13 protein-coding genes and 2 pseudogenes are annotated in these 15,111 nt (G+C 46.4%); 10 read left to right on the top strand and 5 right to left on the bottom strand.

Features of this window, described 5'->3' with window-relative positions:
• Nucleotides 1–19: 19 nt before the first annotated feature.
• The 4 genes and pseudogenes from AOY24_RS17240 (at nucleotide 20) to AOY24_RS17250 (ending at nucleotide 2,698) form a co-directional block, all read left to right on the top strand.
• Nucleotides 20–592, top strand: a complete 573-nt coding sequence (locus AOY24_RS17240) for a DUF1349 domain-containing protein (protein WP_054177078.1) — start codon at nucleotides 20–22, stop codon at nucleotides 590–592.
• Nucleotides 593–630: 38 nt separating this feature from the next.
• A pseudogene (locus tag AOY24_RS17245) lies at nucleotides 631–1,299 on the top strand (MFS transporter); the annotation flags it as partial.
• 99 nt (nucleotides 1,300–1,398) lie between these two features.
• Nucleotides 1,399–1,503 (top strand): annotated as a pseudogene (locus tag AOY24_RS25415) (hypothetical protein); the annotation flags it as partial.
• A gap of 208 nt (nucleotides 1,504–1,711) precedes the next feature.
• Nucleotides 1,712–2,698, top strand: a complete 987-nt coding sequence (locus AOY24_RS17250; protein ID WP_054177044.1) for a sugar-binding transcriptional regulator — start codon at nucleotides 1,712–1,714, stop codon at nucleotides 2,696–2,698.
• Nucleotides 2,699–2,738: 40 nt separating this feature from the next.
• Here AOY24_RS17250 and AOY24_RS17255 read toward each other — a convergent pair whose 3' ends face one another.
• The 4 genes from AOY24_RS17255 to mtnK form a co-directional block, all read right to left on the bottom strand.
• Nucleotides 2,739–3,743, bottom strand: a complete 1,005-nt coding sequence (locus AOY24_RS17255; RefSeq protein ID WP_054177045.1) for a multidrug DMT transporter permease — start codon at nucleotides 3,741–3,743, stop codon at nucleotides 2,739–2,741.
• A gap of 103 nt (nucleotides 3,744–3,846) precedes the next feature.
• Complete coding sequence (locus AOY24_RS17260; RefSeq protein WP_054177046.1) at nucleotides 3,847–4,488, bottom strand: L-fuculose-phosphate aldolase; 642 nt, start codon at nucleotides 4,486–4,488, stop codon at nucleotides 3,847–3,849.
• A 30-nt stretch (nucleotides 4,489–4,518) separates the two neighbouring features.
• Entirely contained in the window at nucleotides 4,519–5,634 is a 1,116-nt protein-coding gene (gene mtnA / locus AOY24_RS17265) for an S-methyl-5-thioribose-1-phosphate isomerase (RefSeq protein ID WP_054177047.1), read from the bottom strand.
• 9 nt (nucleotides 5,635–5,643) lie between these two features.
• Complete coding sequence (mtnK, locus tag AOY24_RS17270) at nucleotides 5,644–6,903, bottom strand: S-methyl-5-thioribose kinase (RefSeq protein ID WP_054177048.1); 1,260 nt, start codon at nucleotides 6,901–6,903, stop codon at nucleotides 5,644–5,646.
• Between the two features lie 937 nt (nucleotides 6,904–7,840).
• Between mtnK and AOY24_RS17275 the strand changes: the two genes are divergently transcribed.
• The 4 genes from AOY24_RS17275 (at nucleotide 7,841) to AOY24_RS17290 (ending at nucleotide 11,895) form a co-directional block, all read left to right on the top strand.
• The gene (locus tag AOY24_RS17275; RefSeq protein WP_054177049.1) at nucleotides 7,841–9,049 is read left to right on the top strand and encodes a PfkB family carbohydrate kinase; all 1,209 of its coding nucleotides are present in this window, start codon (nucleotides 7,841–7,843) and stop codon (nucleotides 9,047–9,049) included.
• A 21-nt stretch (nucleotides 9,050–9,070) separates the two neighbouring features.
• On the top strand, nucleotides 9,071–9,832 hold the full coding sequence (locus AOY24_RS17280) for a glutamine amidotransferase (RefSeq protein WP_054177050.1): 762 nt from the start codon (nucleotides 9,071–9,073) through the stop codon (nucleotides 9,830–9,832).
• A 66-nt stretch (nucleotides 9,833–9,898) separates the two neighbouring features.
• Complete coding sequence (locus tag AOY24_RS17285; RefSeq protein ID WP_054177051.1) at nucleotides 9,899–10,864, top strand: DMT family transporter; 966 nt, start codon at nucleotides 9,899–9,901, stop codon at nucleotides 10,862–10,864.
• Nucleotides 10,864–11,895, top strand: a complete 1,032-nt coding sequence (locus AOY24_RS17290; protein ID WP_054177052.1) for a phosphotriesterase — start codon at nucleotides 10,864–10,866, stop codon at nucleotides 11,893–11,895. The genes AOY24_RS17285 and AOY24_RS17290 overlap by 1 nt, the downstream gene beginning before the upstream one ends.
• A gap of 218 nt (nucleotides 11,896–12,113) precedes the next feature.
• On the opposite strand, the gene AOY24_RS17295 is transcribed toward AOY24_RS17290, so the two are convergent.
• On the bottom strand, nucleotides 12,114–13,031 hold the full coding sequence (locus tag AOY24_RS17295; RefSeq protein WP_054177053.1) for a hypothetical protein: 918 nt from the start codon (nucleotides 13,029–13,031) through the stop codon (nucleotides 12,114–12,116).
• A 415-nt stretch (nucleotides 13,032–13,446) separates the two neighbouring features.
• Here AOY24_RS17295 and AOY24_RS17300 point away from each other — a divergent pair, with 415 nt between their 5' ends.
• Nucleotides 13,447–14,025, top strand: coding sequence for an inovirus-type Gp2 protein (locus AOY24_RS17300; protein ID WP_054177054.1), 579 nt, complete (start codon nucleotides 13,447–13,449; stop codon nucleotides 14,023–14,025).
• A 107-nt stretch (nucleotides 14,026–14,132) separates the two neighbouring features.
• Nucleotides 14,133–14,342, top strand: a complete 210-nt coding sequence (locus AOY24_RS17305; protein ID WP_077266533.1) for an AlpA family transcriptional regulator — start codon at nucleotides 14,133–14,135, stop codon at nucleotides 14,340–14,342.
• The last annotated feature ends 769 nt before the right edge of the window (nucleotides 14,343–15,111 follow it).

Raw genomic sequence — 15,111 nt, forward strand, 5'->3', positions numbered from 1 at the left:
GGATGACAGGAGAATAATGATGAGTTGCAAGTTTGAATGGATCAATGAGCCCGCCATATGGCGCTACGAAAATAACGCCCTGTCGGTAATCACAGATGATCATACCGATTTCTGGCGTCGTACCTGGTACGGGTTTGAGCGTTTTACCGGTCACATCTACGCTACTGACGTAACAGGAGATTTTACTTTTCAGGTCAGGATCCGCGCAGACTTCACCACACTTTATGACCAGGCCGGAATTATGATGCTCTCTGACGAACAGCACTGGCTCAAAGCTGGCATCGAATTTAACGATGGAGCACCTGCAATCGGGAGTGTACTCACGCTGGGAAATTCCGACTGGGCTACAGGACTCTTTCCAGGGGATCCGAAGGAGTTCTGGCTGCGTCTGACCCGTAAGAAAGATGCGTTACGATTGCAGTACTCCTCAGATGGACAGCACTGGCCATTACTTCGCTTATGCTATTTCCCCACGGGCCCAGTAAGAACGGGCGTCATGTGTTGTACACCTCAGCGCCAGGGATTGGAGGTAGAATTTCTTGATCTCAGACTGACTCCTGTGATGGATAAAGGACTGCACGATCTGAGCTGATAAAATTCAATAAATTATAAAAAACGGAGAATCCGTTTATGAAGCCATTTTCGGGAGGCCTTAGCAGGTATTGCAGTGTTCTATTATTTCCACTGGCGATGCTCATCTACGATTATTCAGCCTATCTGATCACGGCTCTCATCCAGCCGGGCATCATCCGCATTTTCCGTGAGCTTCAGGTTGATATCACCCAAGTACCCGCCTCTATCAGTCTTTATTTGGCCGGAGGTCTGGCGTTCCAGTGGTTTCAGAGGCCTCTCTCCGACCGGATTGGTCGCCGTCATGTTCTGCTCACAGGTGTAATGATCTTTGCCCTGACCTGGCTGAGCATGATGTTTGTCACCTCGATCGAACAGTATTTTACTGCCCGTTTTATACAGGTAACCAGTATTTGCTTCATCTCCACCGTTGGTTATGTATCAATACAGGAGGCCTTTGATGAAAAGGATTCCATCCGTATTATGGCGGCTCTGACCTCCATCATATTGCTTGTGTCTGTCATCGGCCCACTGGCTGGAGCAGGTTTAATGCCCTTTATGCACTGGAAGCTGTTATTTGTGATCATCGGAGTGATGAGTCTGATGTCCTGGGCCCTGCTGATGTTTAAAATGCCGGAGACTGTCAAATGTCAGGGCCGAAGTTTTCATCCTGGAGATGTATTATCCGATTTTATCCGCGCCTTCAGACATCCGGTGGTACTGACGGGTGAATCGCCACGGATAATCTAGACACTTCTGAGCTGTGATTGGACTGTCGTGGGGTCAGTTCCATAAATGACTCCGAGGTGTCTGTTAAACTCGTTGAGATTCACTGCTGGCGAAAACTACGACGGTCACTATCTGCGAGGTGACGAACTGCAGGTGATTAAAAAAGAGAGCGATATTGAACCGTTGATTGTGCTGAAGGAGTAACCTCTCTCTAAAACTGATGAACCTGGGACATCACTCCGGCTTTTTAGACTGGGGAAAACGAGATCGGTCGCTCAATGAGTATGCTGATTCAGGTAATGTCAAAGAATAAAATATCTGTATAAAATCATGCTACTGGCAATTTGCATCAAATCTCCGGGTAAACAGGGTCAAGATGAGAATTTTCCCGGCATAATACAGGGATACAAAAGTGGATAGAGATCAAACAAACAGCAGCCTGTTCAATGGTGATCCCGTACTTCATGCAACATGGCTGTACTATCAGGAAGGCAAAAGCCAGACTGAAGTTGCAGCTATCATGGGGGTGTCCCGCGTCACGGTTGTCAAATACCTGCAAACAGCCCGGGAAAATGGACTGGTTCATATCAACCTGGATGTGAATGTCTTTGGATCTATCGACGCTGCTTTGCAAATTCGCGATAAATTCAATCTCCAGAGAGTGATCATCGTGCCTGATGGCGAACATGCCGGAAAACGTGATGATACAAAGCTGATGCGGACTCGCCTTTCACGTGCCGGTGGCATGTATCTGAATCAGGTAATTGAGAATGGTGATGTGCTGGGAGTTGCCTGGGGAAGAACAATTCATCAGATGAGCAAAACCATGACGCCGAAGTCATGTAAAAATGTCACCGTTATTCAGATGCTCGGTTCCATGCCCTCTCAACCAGACCTGACGATTATTGAATCCTCATCGCAAATCGCTTACAAGCTTTCAGGCCGTGTCGCCTCGCTGCACGTGCCCGCCGTGGTATCAAGCGCCAGACTGGCCATGGAGTTACAGGCAGAGCCTATTATTCGATCGAATTTTGACGTTCTGACTCGCTGTACGAAAGCCTTTTTTGTCGTGGGTAACGCGCTTGATGAAAATCCCCTGATTCGGGTGGGCGTGCTGAATAAGAAGGAAATGCAGACGTATCGTGATTTAGGCGCAGTAGGTGTCATTTGTGGCCGCTTCTATGATAAGGAAGGGATGCCCGTCGTGGCGGATGTTGACCAGCGTATTCTGGGAATCAGTCTGGCTCAGTTAAGGCAGATTGAACGGAAGATCTTCCTTGCTGGTGGGGAAAGAGGCTATGACGCAACGTTGGGTGCCCTGCTGGGAGGATATGTCACGGACCTGATTGTTGATGAAGGAACGGCAGAGTTTTTGCTGGCGTGTGAATTACCACACTAAAAGAATGAACAACTGCCCCATGTGGATATGGGGCAGGATTTTATTGATTAGCGGCGATAATAAGAACAATACCCACAATATATGAAATAAACATAGTCAGCAGCAGTTTATTGGTTCCGGCTGGCGCACTGGCAAATTCTCTCCAGATGAAGACTCCCCAGATCACGGCAATCATTGTGGCACCCTGTCCCAGACCGTAGGAAATGGCATAACCCGCCTGACCAGACGCAATCAGACTGAATGCCAGACCGACACACCAAATCATACCGCCCAGCCAGCCGCAAACATGATCCCGTAAACTCCCGGAAAAATACATTTTCCCGTTGACCGCTTCTCCTGAAATAGGCTTTTTCATGACCAGCGTGTTAAGGACAAAGTTCGACAAAAACAGCCCCGCGGCAAACAGAACAAGTGCTGAGTACGGCGTCATCAGACCGCTGGCAGGCTGGCTGAAATTGTCAGACATGGAGTCCGCCAGGAAGCGGAAAAACCATCCCATGATGATACCCGCCAGAATGGCAGTAATGAGACCTTTATTACGGCGAGATTTATCCGCCTCCTGCGTGACACGACCATAGGCTATCGCGGTAAAAATAATGGCGATCACAACGCAGGCGACACCGAGGAACAGAATGAGCGGATCGCCCTGCGGATTGCCGATATAGGTGGTGATCACACCCAGAGCCAATGCCAGCCCCACCCCCACAGGAAAAGCTACCGCCATACCGGCAAGATTAATAGAAGCGACCAGAAGAATATTGGAAATATTGAAGATAATCCCTGCCAGTATTGCCGACATCAGACTACTGCTGCTCGCCTGCTGAATATCAGGTATAAAACTGCGACCGGCTTCGCCCATAGAACCCAGCGTGAAGGCAAATAACAAAGAACACAGCAATAATCCAATTGAATAATCCCAATAGAATAGAGGGAACTCCCATTTTTTATTGCTGACAAGTTTGGTTGTATTCGCCCATGAACCCCAGCAAATCATGGTAATAAAACACATTATTATGGCGACAGCATACGATTCCACGATAAACATAAATAACTCCTTGTGGTAGTTATAATCAATCGTTGTGGACAGAGGGGATAGCAGCCATTCCGCGAATGGCTGCTATATGTTATTAATTAAAATAAAGCTGTAATTACGCTTTCAAACCATATGTTTTGAATTTTTCAAGAACAATGGTCATTTCGGCTTCAGACAGAACGGGAACATCGTGATGTAATCCGCCACATTTGATGTATAAATCAGCCAGCGTCTCGGTTTCACCCGCCAGCCACAACGTCTTTTCCAGCGTGACGTCCATGGCCAGCATACCGTGGTGCTGCATCAGCAAGGACTTACTTTCTCTGATCCCTTTAGATACACCGTCAGCCAGTTCAGGGCTGCCAAAGGTATAATAGGGAATACAGGGAATATGATCCGTCCCCGATACCGCCACCATATAATGAATGGCCGGAATTGAATGATTATGTATTGCCACCGCCGTGGAATTCACCGCATGCGTATGTATGACAGCATTCAATTCTGGTCTGGCTTTATAACACGCCAGATGAAATAACCATTCACTTGATGGTATTTTACCCGCTTCAGGTATTCCCTTATCGTCTACAAAGACAATCATGTCCGGCGTCATCTTTGAATAAGCGATCCCACTCGGCGTAATCAACATGCCACCGGTATACCTGGCACTCACATTACCTGATGTTCCTTGATTAAGACCTGACGCATTCATTTCCCGACAAGTGGAAATGATATTTTCTGCTAACTTAATCCTTTCCATTCCTGCTCCTTAACAGCAGTGGTCGTCGTTTTAATGCTGCTCATCCTGGAGTGCTTTACTCTTCAGGTCAGCAAACATATCCGCCAGCGCTGACTTACTGGCAGCACAGACTCCGCGCTCAGTAATGAGGCCGGTAATGTAGCGGGCAGGCGTGACGTCGAAAGCGTAGTTCCCACAACGGGTTCCTTCAGGGGCGGTATTGACCCAGCTCAATTCTCCCTGAGGGTTTATCCCGTAGACATGGGACTGCTCTTTTCCGTCACGTTGCTCAATCGGAATGCTTTTTCCGTCCTCGATAGTCCAGTCAATAGTGGGAGAAGGTAACGCGACGTAGAAGGGAACATGGTTATCATGGGCCGCCAGCGCCTTAAGATAGGTACCAATTTTATTACAGACATCCCCCCTGGCCGTAGTTCGATCGGTCCCCACAATGCAGAGATCAACGTCACCGTGTTGCATCAGGTGGCCACCCGCGTTGTCGGCGATCAGGGTGTGAGGAATACCGTGTGAGCCCAGTTCAAATGCCGTGAGTCCGCCCTGATTACGTGGCCGCGTTTCGTCCACCCAGACGTGAACAGGGATTCCGTTTTCATGCGCTTTGTAGATCGGAGAAAGCGCTGTTCCCCAGTCTACAGTCGCCAGCCAGCCTGCGTTACAGTGCGTCAGGATATTGACCACACTCCCGGCCAGTTTTTTCTGGGCTATTTCGCGGATGACTTCTGCACCATGTAATCCAATTTGTTCACACAACGCGACATCTTCCTCGGCAATTTCTGCCGCCAGCGCCCAGGCCACATCCTTGCGCTCTGATACACAGAGATCCTTCAGTGTGGCTATCATCCTGTCGAGAGCCCATTTGAGGTTAATTGCCGTTGGTCGGGTTTTGATAAGAAGGTCATAGTAACGCTGCAGACCCATGTCACTGGCATCGTGATTCATTCCCAGCGCGATACCATAGGCTGCAACGACACCAATAAGCGGAGCGCCACGAACCCACATCTCCTGAATAGCCGTAGCGGCCATTTCCGCAGAGGTAAGCGCCACCACCTCGAACTTAAAAGGCAACTTAGTCTGATCGATGATTTCTACCGCTTTTCCATCCCCGGAAACCCAGACCGTACGGTAGTGTTTACCTTTAATATTCATAATGACCTCTTACTTAACCTTCGCAGACTGGATGACGGAATCCATATTTTTAAACTGGCGGGCATTGACGATAAGATCGCGCGCCATGGTCAATGCACGTCGTTCACATTCTGCGCGAAGCTCTGTATTTTCAATCTGTTTCAGCTCGGCAACGCCAGCAAAACCAATGATCCGGCGATTCATTTCCATGCCGGCATTCACCAGGGAATCTTCAAGCAGCGTGGCAAAAAACTGATCCTGTGCGTCCTCAAGAGCGGCACTGTTCTGTTGATACATTTCTGTCGGCCACGCGTCACCCTGTGTTTTGTTGTCCCAGAGCTGGCGGAACTCCCGGGTGAAAACGGACCAGGTTTGGACAATCTGCTGAAGCAGCCATTCCTGATAGTCAGCGCGACGTTGCTCATTCGCATCCCACCCAGGGCGTGAGAAGAACGCCAGCAGAAGGTTGCCAATATAGTTGCCGATATCAAACGCCATTGGCCCCATGAAACCGAACTCCGGATCAATCACTTTGGTATCCGTGTCGGTCACCATGATTGAGCCTGAATGAAGGTCGCCATGTAACAATGCCTGCCCTTCTGTCATAAATTTATACTTATAACGCATGGCAACCTGGAGCATCTCTACATCAGCCCAGGCCTTATGGACGGCATCGTCCAGCTCAGGAGAAGTCCAGTTATTCCGTTCAGCGTTGTAATAGGGCTCTGTGAAGATCAGATCTTCCGTAATTTTGCACAGCTCATGATTCAACGCGAACTCGGCAGTAAGCGCTTTTTTCTGTTCTGCTGACATGCCAATGTCAGACGTATTGAAGAGAGTCTGTGCTAAAAATCTGCCGATATCTTCAGCTAGCTTAGGGAATTTTTTACCGTTGATCAGTTCCTTACGCAGGATTACGTGAGGCGTCAGATACTCCATGGCAAACAGTGCCATCTCCGGGTCATAAAAATAGACCAGGGGAATCAGTGTGTGACCTGCGTACTTGGCTTCCTGACATAAGACGTTGTACTCAAAGCCCGCACGGCTCAGAGATAAAGGCCATCCTTCGCCTCCTGCACGAAGCCAGGGCAAAGCTTGTTTTACAATGATGGTTTTATGTGTCCCCTCAACGATAAACACCATGTTCAGGTTTCCGTCCCCCACTTCTGAAACTTTCCACTCATCAGGTAAACCTCCTGGTTCACATGAAGGGGTCAGTCTGGACGAGAGATAACCAGGCAGCGTGTCACATGTCAGCGGCTTGTAGCCTGATGGAATTGAATCCGTCATAACAGTTCTCCTTGTCTACACAGAACGATAATCAACTTGTCACATGACAACTATAAATTGTCATGTGTAAACTTGTATGTGATGCATGTAGATTATTTAAACAGAGATAACCAGAGCAATGATGCATGTCATTGTGATGCTTACAGATCCAGGAGAGATAATAATAAAATTAATAATTAATATTCATGTAGTTATGAAATAATAAGAGTATCATCAGAGGAGTTAACACAGGTTCTCTTAAGCGAAAATGACGTACGGGCGTGACAGAGAAAACTGCACACAAAACAATACATATGTATTTGTGATTTATCCATTGTTTAAGGATTATAGATTTTTTTGCTGAGGCTTTTGATAATCCGCTGCTGAAAAAACCGAAATGCGCACCTTCTTTGTTCAAAAAAGCAGAGAGCCGCCCTTTGAACTCGCTTACTGGCACAAGAATTCAACAGACAGTTATCCATTGCTGACACTCTCAATGATGGCTTTGTGTGGTGTATGGCGCCCTTCCCGTTAACAAACTGTAAAGTGACGTCTTTAGTCTGCATACCGATACGCTGCCCGCCATGTGCGGGCATTTTTTATTCACATTTTTGTCATCCGCAGACCCGGTTTTCATGTACTGCACAAACATTGAGGTGTAACCATAAGTCGCATCCTTAACCTCCACTCGGCGAATGATACATTCTGTTTTTCCGAAGCACGTGTTTAATCTACGTTAATAACCAACAACGTCATAAATTATTTTTCACAAATACATCAACAAACACCCGTTCATCCGATTTATCTAACAAATTAAGCGAAGGTATCTATAACCTCCAGGATAAAGAGAATAACCTTTACTTTTTTTTGCTTTTTTTTGGTTTTGCGAACAATTTTACGGATACCATCACAGCCCTAAATAACAGGAGTATTACATTTGAACTCAGTGAGGTGACGTATGAAAACAGAACGCCATCATGAAATAATAAAATTAATCAGCACAAAAGGTTTTGTTCGTGTAGCTCATCTTTCTCGCCATTTAAAGGTAACGAAAGAAACGATTAGAGCAGATCTTAATGAGCTTTCCCAAAGAGGCTTATTAAATCGCTGTCACGGTGGTGCTTATATCGATATTCATTCTCTTGATAGTGTCACCAAAAATGAAATCATTCACGTCCTTGAGTCTATAGACTCACATGACATAATAACAAGGGGCCCTCCTGTTATGAAAGACAACGTTTGTGTTTTGGGTTCATTTAATGTTGATATTATAAATTATCTACCACGACTTCCCACTGCAGGAGAATCCTTGCTTTCCGGAAAATTGATATTCTCACCTGGAGGCAAAGGATGTAATCAGGCCCTGGCGGCCAGTCATGCGGATGCGAGTGTGACTTTTATTACTAAAATAGGCTCCGATCATTTTAGTGAATACGCCAGTTCTTTCATCAATGCGTCAATCATAAAAAAATCTGTCATTTATAAGTCTGAAGATGTTCAGACTGGCACTGCTTCAATTCTGGTCGATGAGGGTACTGGTGAAAACATGATAGCGATTTTCCCTGGTGCCAACATGACATTGTTGCATGATGAAATTTCGCTACAGCAAGATGCGATAACGGAGTCAAATATTTTGCTTTTACAGCTAGAAACAAACCCTGAGGCTTTAGAACGCGCTATTGAAATTGCAAAGAGAAATAATACCTCAGTTATTATAAATCCCGCTCCTTATAACTCATGTGTTAACCATTTACTGGATGGGCTGGATTATCTGACGCCTAATGAAACCGAAGCAGGATTACTCACTGAAATTTCTGTAATTGATACTACGTCAGCAATGGAAGCTGCAAAGGCAATCTATCACAAAGGTGTAAAAAACGTCGTTATTACTCTTGGCAAAAAAGGATCTGTGGCCTATGACGGCAAAAGATTCATTATTTCCCCTGCTTTTCCTGCTGTCGTAAGGAATACAGCCGGTGCCGGTGATGCATTTAACGGAGCATTGGCATCAGAGCTTGCACGAGGACGCTCTCTGGAAAATGCGTTACTCTACGCCTCCGCATTTTCATCACTGGCAGTAGAAACTACCAATGCCTCAGATATGCCTGATAACAAAGCAGTTCTACATCGAATAAAAACAACGCAGTATCGTCAGGAAATTTATTAAATAACCATAAAGGAACCTAACATGAACGCAGAGACTTCCTCCTTAAAAATCCTGTTTATTGGTGAGTCATGGCATATCCATATGATTCACTCAAAAGGTTACGACAGTTTCACATCAAGTAAATATGAAGAAGGTGCAACATTTTTACTGGAAAACTTACGCCAAAACAACGTGTCCGTCACTTATATGCCAGCTCATCAGGTGCAGATTTCTTTCCCGCAAGAGCAGGCAGAACTGGAGCAATATGATGCCATCGTCATTAGCGATATCGGCAGTAACACGTTCCTTCTGCAAAATGATACTTTTTATCACTCCAGAATCAAACCTGACGCGCTGGACATGATAAAAGAGTATGTCAAAAATGGCGGAGGATTATTAATGATAGGTGGATACCTTTCGTTTATGGGAATTGAAGCCAAAGCAAATTATAAAAATACTGTATTAGCTGAAGTTCTTCCGGTAATTATGCCAGATGGCGATGATCGTATCGAAAAACCCGCCGGTGTGTATGCCTCTCCGGTTGAGCATGAGCATGAAACAGTCTTAGGTTTCTCCGACTGGCCCATTTTTCTGGGCTATAACAAAGCAGTGGCAAAAGAAAACGCAACCGTTGCATTAACTATCAATAACGACCCTCTCCTTGTTTATGGATGTTTTGAAAAAGGCAGGACAGCCTGTTTTATGAGTGACTGTTCACCACACTGGGGTAGCCACGAATTTCTGAACTGGAAATATTACACTCCGATGTGGTTAAACATTCTGCGTTATATCGCCAGCAGTTAATAATAACGGGTCAGAAGCTTATATCTTCGGACCCATTCCTGACTGATTAATATACAGGATGGACTTATGAACAAAAGCAAATATTCTGTTCCTTTACTGATGCTTGCAACAATTCTTGCGGGTACGCTTTCTCCAATGCAGTCTGCTGTTAATGGCGAACTCGGTCACTGGCTCAACGATGGAAATGCCTGCGCAGTGATTTCTTTCGCCAGTGGTTTAGTCGTGATGTTCTTTATAATTATGGCCAAAAAAGAAACCCGTCAGCAATTTGCCTCTATTCCTTCACTGATAAAACAGCGGAAAATACCGCTATGGAACTGGTTTGCTGGTCTGTGTGGGGCAATGGTGGTGTTTTCTGAAGGTGCATCCGCCAGCGCGCTCGGCGTGGCAACTTTTCAAACAGCGTTAATCTCGGCACTCATTCTTTCTGGTTTACTGTGTGACCGATTTGGTATTGGGGTTAGCGAGAAAAAATACTTCACTTCATACCGGATTATCGGAGCCATTTTCGCCGTTGTCGCTACGGTGTTTGTGGTTTCTCCTCAGTGGCGTTCCACGTCGTTTATCCTTCTGGCCATTCTGCCATTTATGGCTGGTTTACTCGCTGGATGGCAACCTGCCGGTAACGCGAAAGTCGCGGAAGCGACTGGATCGATGCTGGTATCAATCACCTGGAATTTCATCGTCGGTTTTACCGTCCTGGGTATCGCCCTTCTCGTCAGGATCTCGCTTGGTCACGTCAGCTTCCAGTTGCCTGATACATGGTGGATGTACCTCGGCGGACCACTGGGGCTTATGTCCATTGGATTGATGGCGATTCTGGTTCGTGGACTGGGATTATTGATGCTGGGCGTGGCCTCCACCGCCGGACAGCTTCTTGGGTCAGTGCTTATTGATGTACTGATTCCGGCGCTTGGCAATACCGTCTATTTTGTCACCCTGGTAGGAACGGTATTTGCCCTTGTGGGAGCGATTGTCACCACCATCCCCGACTTCAAACAAGCACGGCTGGCGAAAGCGGAGGCACAGTAATGAAAGGTTATTTGCAGACTGTTACCGGTTCAATACCTAAGGAAGAGATGGGCTTAACTTTGCCACATGAGCACCTCTTTAATGACCTGTCTTCTGTCGTTGATAAACCCTTTTATAGCTGGTCTGAACAGATCGTTGACTCCTGCGTTTGCCCGGAGAAACAGTGGGCACTTAAGCACGATCCATACTGCTGCGCTGATAATATGAGTAAAAAGGAAATTGAAGACGTCATTGAGGAGATAACAAGCTTCATGGCGTTGGGGGGTAAAACCATTGTCGATGCCACAGGCTCTGCGTCGATTGGTCGCGATCCGTTATCGCTTTATGAAGTTGCCCGCCGAACAGGTATTAACATTGTCGCCTCTTCTGGCCCGTACCTTGAAAAATTCGAAGGAGAAAAACTTCATCAGCAAGTGGACATTCTTGCCCGGACTATTGATCGTGAACTGAATGAAGGGATTGACGGAACGGATATCCGGGCAGGAATGATTGGCGAAATCGGTGTCTCTCCGGAATTTACCGATGCGGAGAAAAACGGTCTGCGAGCCGCCTCACTGGCCTGGAAAGACAATCCGGATGTTTCAATCAATATTCACATGCCTGGGTGGTTAAGACGTGGAGATGAGGTTCTGGATATCGTTCTGGGAGAAATGGGAGTCTCCCCAAGGAAAGTTTCCCTGGCTCATTCAGATCCATCCGGAAAGGACCTTGATTATCAACGCCGTATGCTCGACAGGGGAGTCTGGCTGGAGTTTGATATGATTGGGCTCGACATTACGTTTCCGAAAGAAGGTGCGGCTCCTGGGGTACAGGAGACAGCCGATGCCGTCAGCAAGCTCATTGAACTGGGGTATGGAGATCAGCTTGTATTAAGTCACGATGTTTTCCTGAAACAAATGTGGGCAAAAAATGGAGGGAACGGATGGGGATTTGTGCCAAACGTCTTCCTGGGCTATCTGTCCAGCCGCGGGGTCGATGCGGAGTCAGTGAAAAAACTTTGTGTTGATAATCCGGCAAATCTCCTGGCCTGACAATTACCCGGCAGCCCGAACGACGTGCGGGCTGCATCTTCCCCCACTGACCTTTATGAAAAGAGAGTCAATACGGTTCCCGCTATACGCTTACTCTTTCACAAGTATGTGCTCTGTACGTAACGGGACAAAGAGGGAGATAGATAGAAGACCCCGGGTCGACTCAGATTCATCACTACATTGAGAAATCAGACCAACAAACCACTGGGATCACAACGCTATTTAGCGGATCGCCGATAAGATTTTGATGACTGCCAGGCATGTTTCATCTTCTCAATAAACTCCAGCTTCTCTTCAGGTTGGACGTTCCACACATCTATAGCCGCAATAATCATGTCATAACGCATAGACGTATTATATGGGCGAAGATAGCCTACTATTCGTTCTTTTCCTTTGAGATAGTCCCAGAGATATACTAACTGAGTTTCATCATCACGTGATATCCATTCAAAGTCTGTCAGAAAAAAATCGTATTGCTCAAGCCAGCGTTTATGTAGTTTTTTAAAATAAGAGATCTTATCTCCAAGTGAGCATGGAGCTCCATCAATGTAACTCATCACACCATTGATGAGTTCACGCTCAGTTACCGGAGTAGGGTTGTACAGATCGGTACTTGCTCCCGCGTTCAGATAAAATCGGGAGAAAACACGTTTCGGTTTTTTCGAAGCAGCAGCCTGTGGATTTGTTATCAGGTCCCAATCAATATCGTCCAGGTCGATATTCAAATTAGAGAAATCAAGATTTGTGAAGATATTATCGTCCATTAAAAGAGAATTAAAACCACCTGAACAACCGATGTCATTCCCCAACCCACCAAGTGTCAACCCTGCAGGTAATACTGGATATTCAAAAATATAATGGTGAGCAAACCACGAAGCTCTTGCTGTACCTTTGAAACAATTAAAATAATCCTTATCAATCAGTAGCAAGTCAGCCCAGTCTTTAAGTCTTTTCCACGCAACTTTGATCCTGTCCTGATCGCCAGAGAAATGCCGTTCAAGTATCTGAGAGATCAAATGTCGAAACTGATCCGGCGTATCATAAGTACTCCACTGTAAGGAGTAATCAGTGTTGGAAAGCGCACCAAGCATTTTTAAATACATTATCTCGTAGCGGATCATATCGTAATGCAACATCGTCTCTTCCCTCTGCTTCTGGCTTCCAAACAGAGATTAACATGGGCATCTTTTTGGTAGATGGAGGCGAGTCACAGACTGAGGGATAACTGACTTTTTACTGATATCTTTCTGATTTTATTGTGATAAAAGCCTGACATTTTACTGCATTATTCCTGTTGTTTTCACTCTACGATCCTCCTCTGTTCACCTCATTAGAATCGTTCAACAGCAGATATGAACATTTGGGTTTTTAGTATAATTAAGGGGCACTCCCTGTTTCTATACCACTCTGTTCACTGTTACTTCCCCCAACAAGCAACCCTGCCTGTCTCACACTAGATACATAGTTCCCTTTATCTGCCATAACCTCACTTCTCTTAAAAATTACATCTCATCCCAATCCTTTGTACTCCATTTGACAAAGGATGAATCAATGCACACACCTTACCCCTTTAATCCCAGATACACGATGAACTGGTTTCTACTGTCTCTGATCAATGACCACCTGAATCAGCTACTGAACCGGTACTCCCGAATACAGGCACTCAGACTCGACTTGTTCTATCAGAAAGGTACAGAGCGCTATAAACGTCATTCCTGGAACGAAACTGAGCGAGAAGTACGCATGCTGGTTGAACGCACTCTGCAGCACACAAATCTGGCAGGGTATTACTGGGTACTCGAGAACTCTGTAGACCACGGATGCCATGCCCATATCGTGTTCTATCTCGACAGGCACCTTAACCAGGCTACCTACCCAATAGCTGAAAGAGTGGGAACAATATGGCGGGAAATAACGCAACGAGAAGGCTATTACAACCGCTGCGAGTACAAACCCACTTATGAAGTCAGTATTAATAGGCCGGTGAACTACGGTGATACCGAAGCCATCGATAACCTGCGCTACATCATCAGCTACCTCGCCAAAGAAGAGCAAAAACACGGTCACTATCACTACGGAGCCAGTGAGGTACCGTCGCCCAGCGGACTGGGGCGTCCTCGCGCGGTGTAACTCACGTTCTGCACTTTTTTACGTATTAATCCATTGATGTGGAAGGGCTGGTGGTAACGAGTAATCAACCACCAGCTCAGGACAACCCCACACTGGAAGACAGCATCATGACAGAACAAATTTCTTTGCTCGATGATCAACTGGTGGATATGCGATTCATCACGAAGCTTACAGGGCTTACGGACAAGTGGTTTTACAAGCTTATAAAAGATGGCCAATTCCCAAAGCCGATCAAGTTGGGCCGCAGTTCCCGCTGGAAGCAAAGTGAAGTCGAAGACTGGCTACTGCAACGTATTGCGGTCTCACGAGGCGGTTGATCAGACCAACTCCCTCTGAATTTTATCGAAGTAAGTCCCCTTCGCTTCCCGGCTTTCTCTGACACTGCTCACTGTAAGACACCAGATATTGCCAGTAGCCCCCCCTTAAAACGCTCTAACTTGATAAACCCGCCAGTCTGCCCGCACCGGGATGAACCAAACCTGCGTGTCATCTGGCGGTAAGGAACATTACACGTACGCAAAATCCTCTATCGCACTAGACGGTAATGCTCGCCTGATAAAGGGGAGTCACTGGTGCAGACTGACACCAGTCGTCTGTACAGACAGCGCTGCCCGACAAGCAGGACTTCAACTGTCGTGGGCAGATGGTGGCGCTCGGTGATACGACGCTGAAACTCATCAGTGCGCTGACGAACACAGGCACACTGGCCGCCAGAAAAACACACAGACACAGTCACCAGCAGCGGTGTAATGCAGAGAAATGTTCTAGTGATGAATGACGAAAGTAACTTTGCCAACAATGCCCAACACACTACCGTATTTTCAGTGCACAGAGCTTTTTGCTGAACGCCTCAGGCACGCTCTGGACTGGTGGAGACGTACAGCTGACTTCGCATGGCAATATCACCATAAACGGTTTCACAGGCACCCTACTCAATACTGCGCAGTTATACGCAGGCAATAATCTATCCCTGCTCACTGCGTATATTGCCTCATAACTTGAAATTATGAGTAACATATAGGTATTTTCTACACGATGCCTCTGGTTATTAGTTCAGTAACCCCTTCCGCTGCGCGCTTAAGAATA

The sequence above is a fragment of the Citrobacter sp. CtB7.12 genome (genome assembly GCF_001297795.1).
Lineage (GTDB): Bacteria > Pseudomonadota > Gammaproteobacteria > Enterobacterales > Enterobacteriaceae > Citrobacter_A > Citrobacter_A amalonaticus.

What these genes read in the sequence shown, in the direction of transcription:
- AOY24_RS17240 (WP_054177078.1), top strand. Translation starts at nt 20, where the DNA reads ATGAGTTGCAAGTTTGAATGGATCAATGAGCCCGCCATATGGCGCTAC.
- AOY24_RS17255 (WP_054177045.1), bottom strand. Translation starts at nt 3,743, where the DNA reads ATGTTTATCGTGGAATCGTATGCTGTCGCCATAATAATGTGTTTTATT.
- AOY24_RS17260 (WP_054177046.1), bottom strand. Translation starts at nt 4,488, where the DNA reads ATGGAAAGGATTAAGTTAGCAGAAAATATCATTTCCACTTGTCGGGAA.
- mtnA (WP_054177047.1), bottom strand. Translation starts at nt 5,634, where the DNA reads ATGAATATTAAAGGTAAACACTACCGTACGGTCTGGGTTTCCGGGGAT.
- mtnK (WP_054177048.1), bottom strand. Translation starts at nt 6,903, where the DNA reads ATGACGGATTCAATTCCATCAGGCTACAAGCCGCTGACATGTGACACG.
- AOY24_RS17275 (WP_054177049.1), top strand. Translation starts at nt 7,841, where the DNA reads ATGAAAACAGAACGCCATCATGAAATAATAAAATTAATCAGCACAAAA.
- AOY24_RS17280 (WP_054177050.1), top strand. Translation starts at nt 9,071, where the DNA reads ATGAACGCAGAGACTTCCTCCTTAAAAATCCTGTTTATTGGTGAGTCA.
- AOY24_RS17285 (WP_054177051.1), top strand. Translation starts at nt 9,899, where the DNA reads ATGAACAAAAGCAAATATTCTGTTCCTTTACTGATGCTTGCAACAATT.
- AOY24_RS17290 (WP_054177052.1), top strand. Translation starts at nt 10,864, where the DNA reads ATGAAAGGTTATTTGCAGACTGTTACCGGTTCAATACCTAAGGAAGAG.
- AOY24_RS17295 (WP_054177053.1), bottom strand. Translation starts at nt 13,031, where the DNA reads ATGTTGCATTACGATATGATCCGCTACGAGATAATGTATTTAAAAATG.
- AOY24_RS17300 (WP_054177054.1), top strand. Translation starts at nt 13,447, where the DNA reads ATGCACACACCTTACCCCTTTAATCCCAGATACACGATGAACTGGTTT.
- AOY24_RS17305 (WP_077266533.1), top strand. Translation starts at nt 14,133, where the DNA reads ATGACAGAACAAATTTCTTTGCTCGATGATCAACTGGTGGATATGCGA.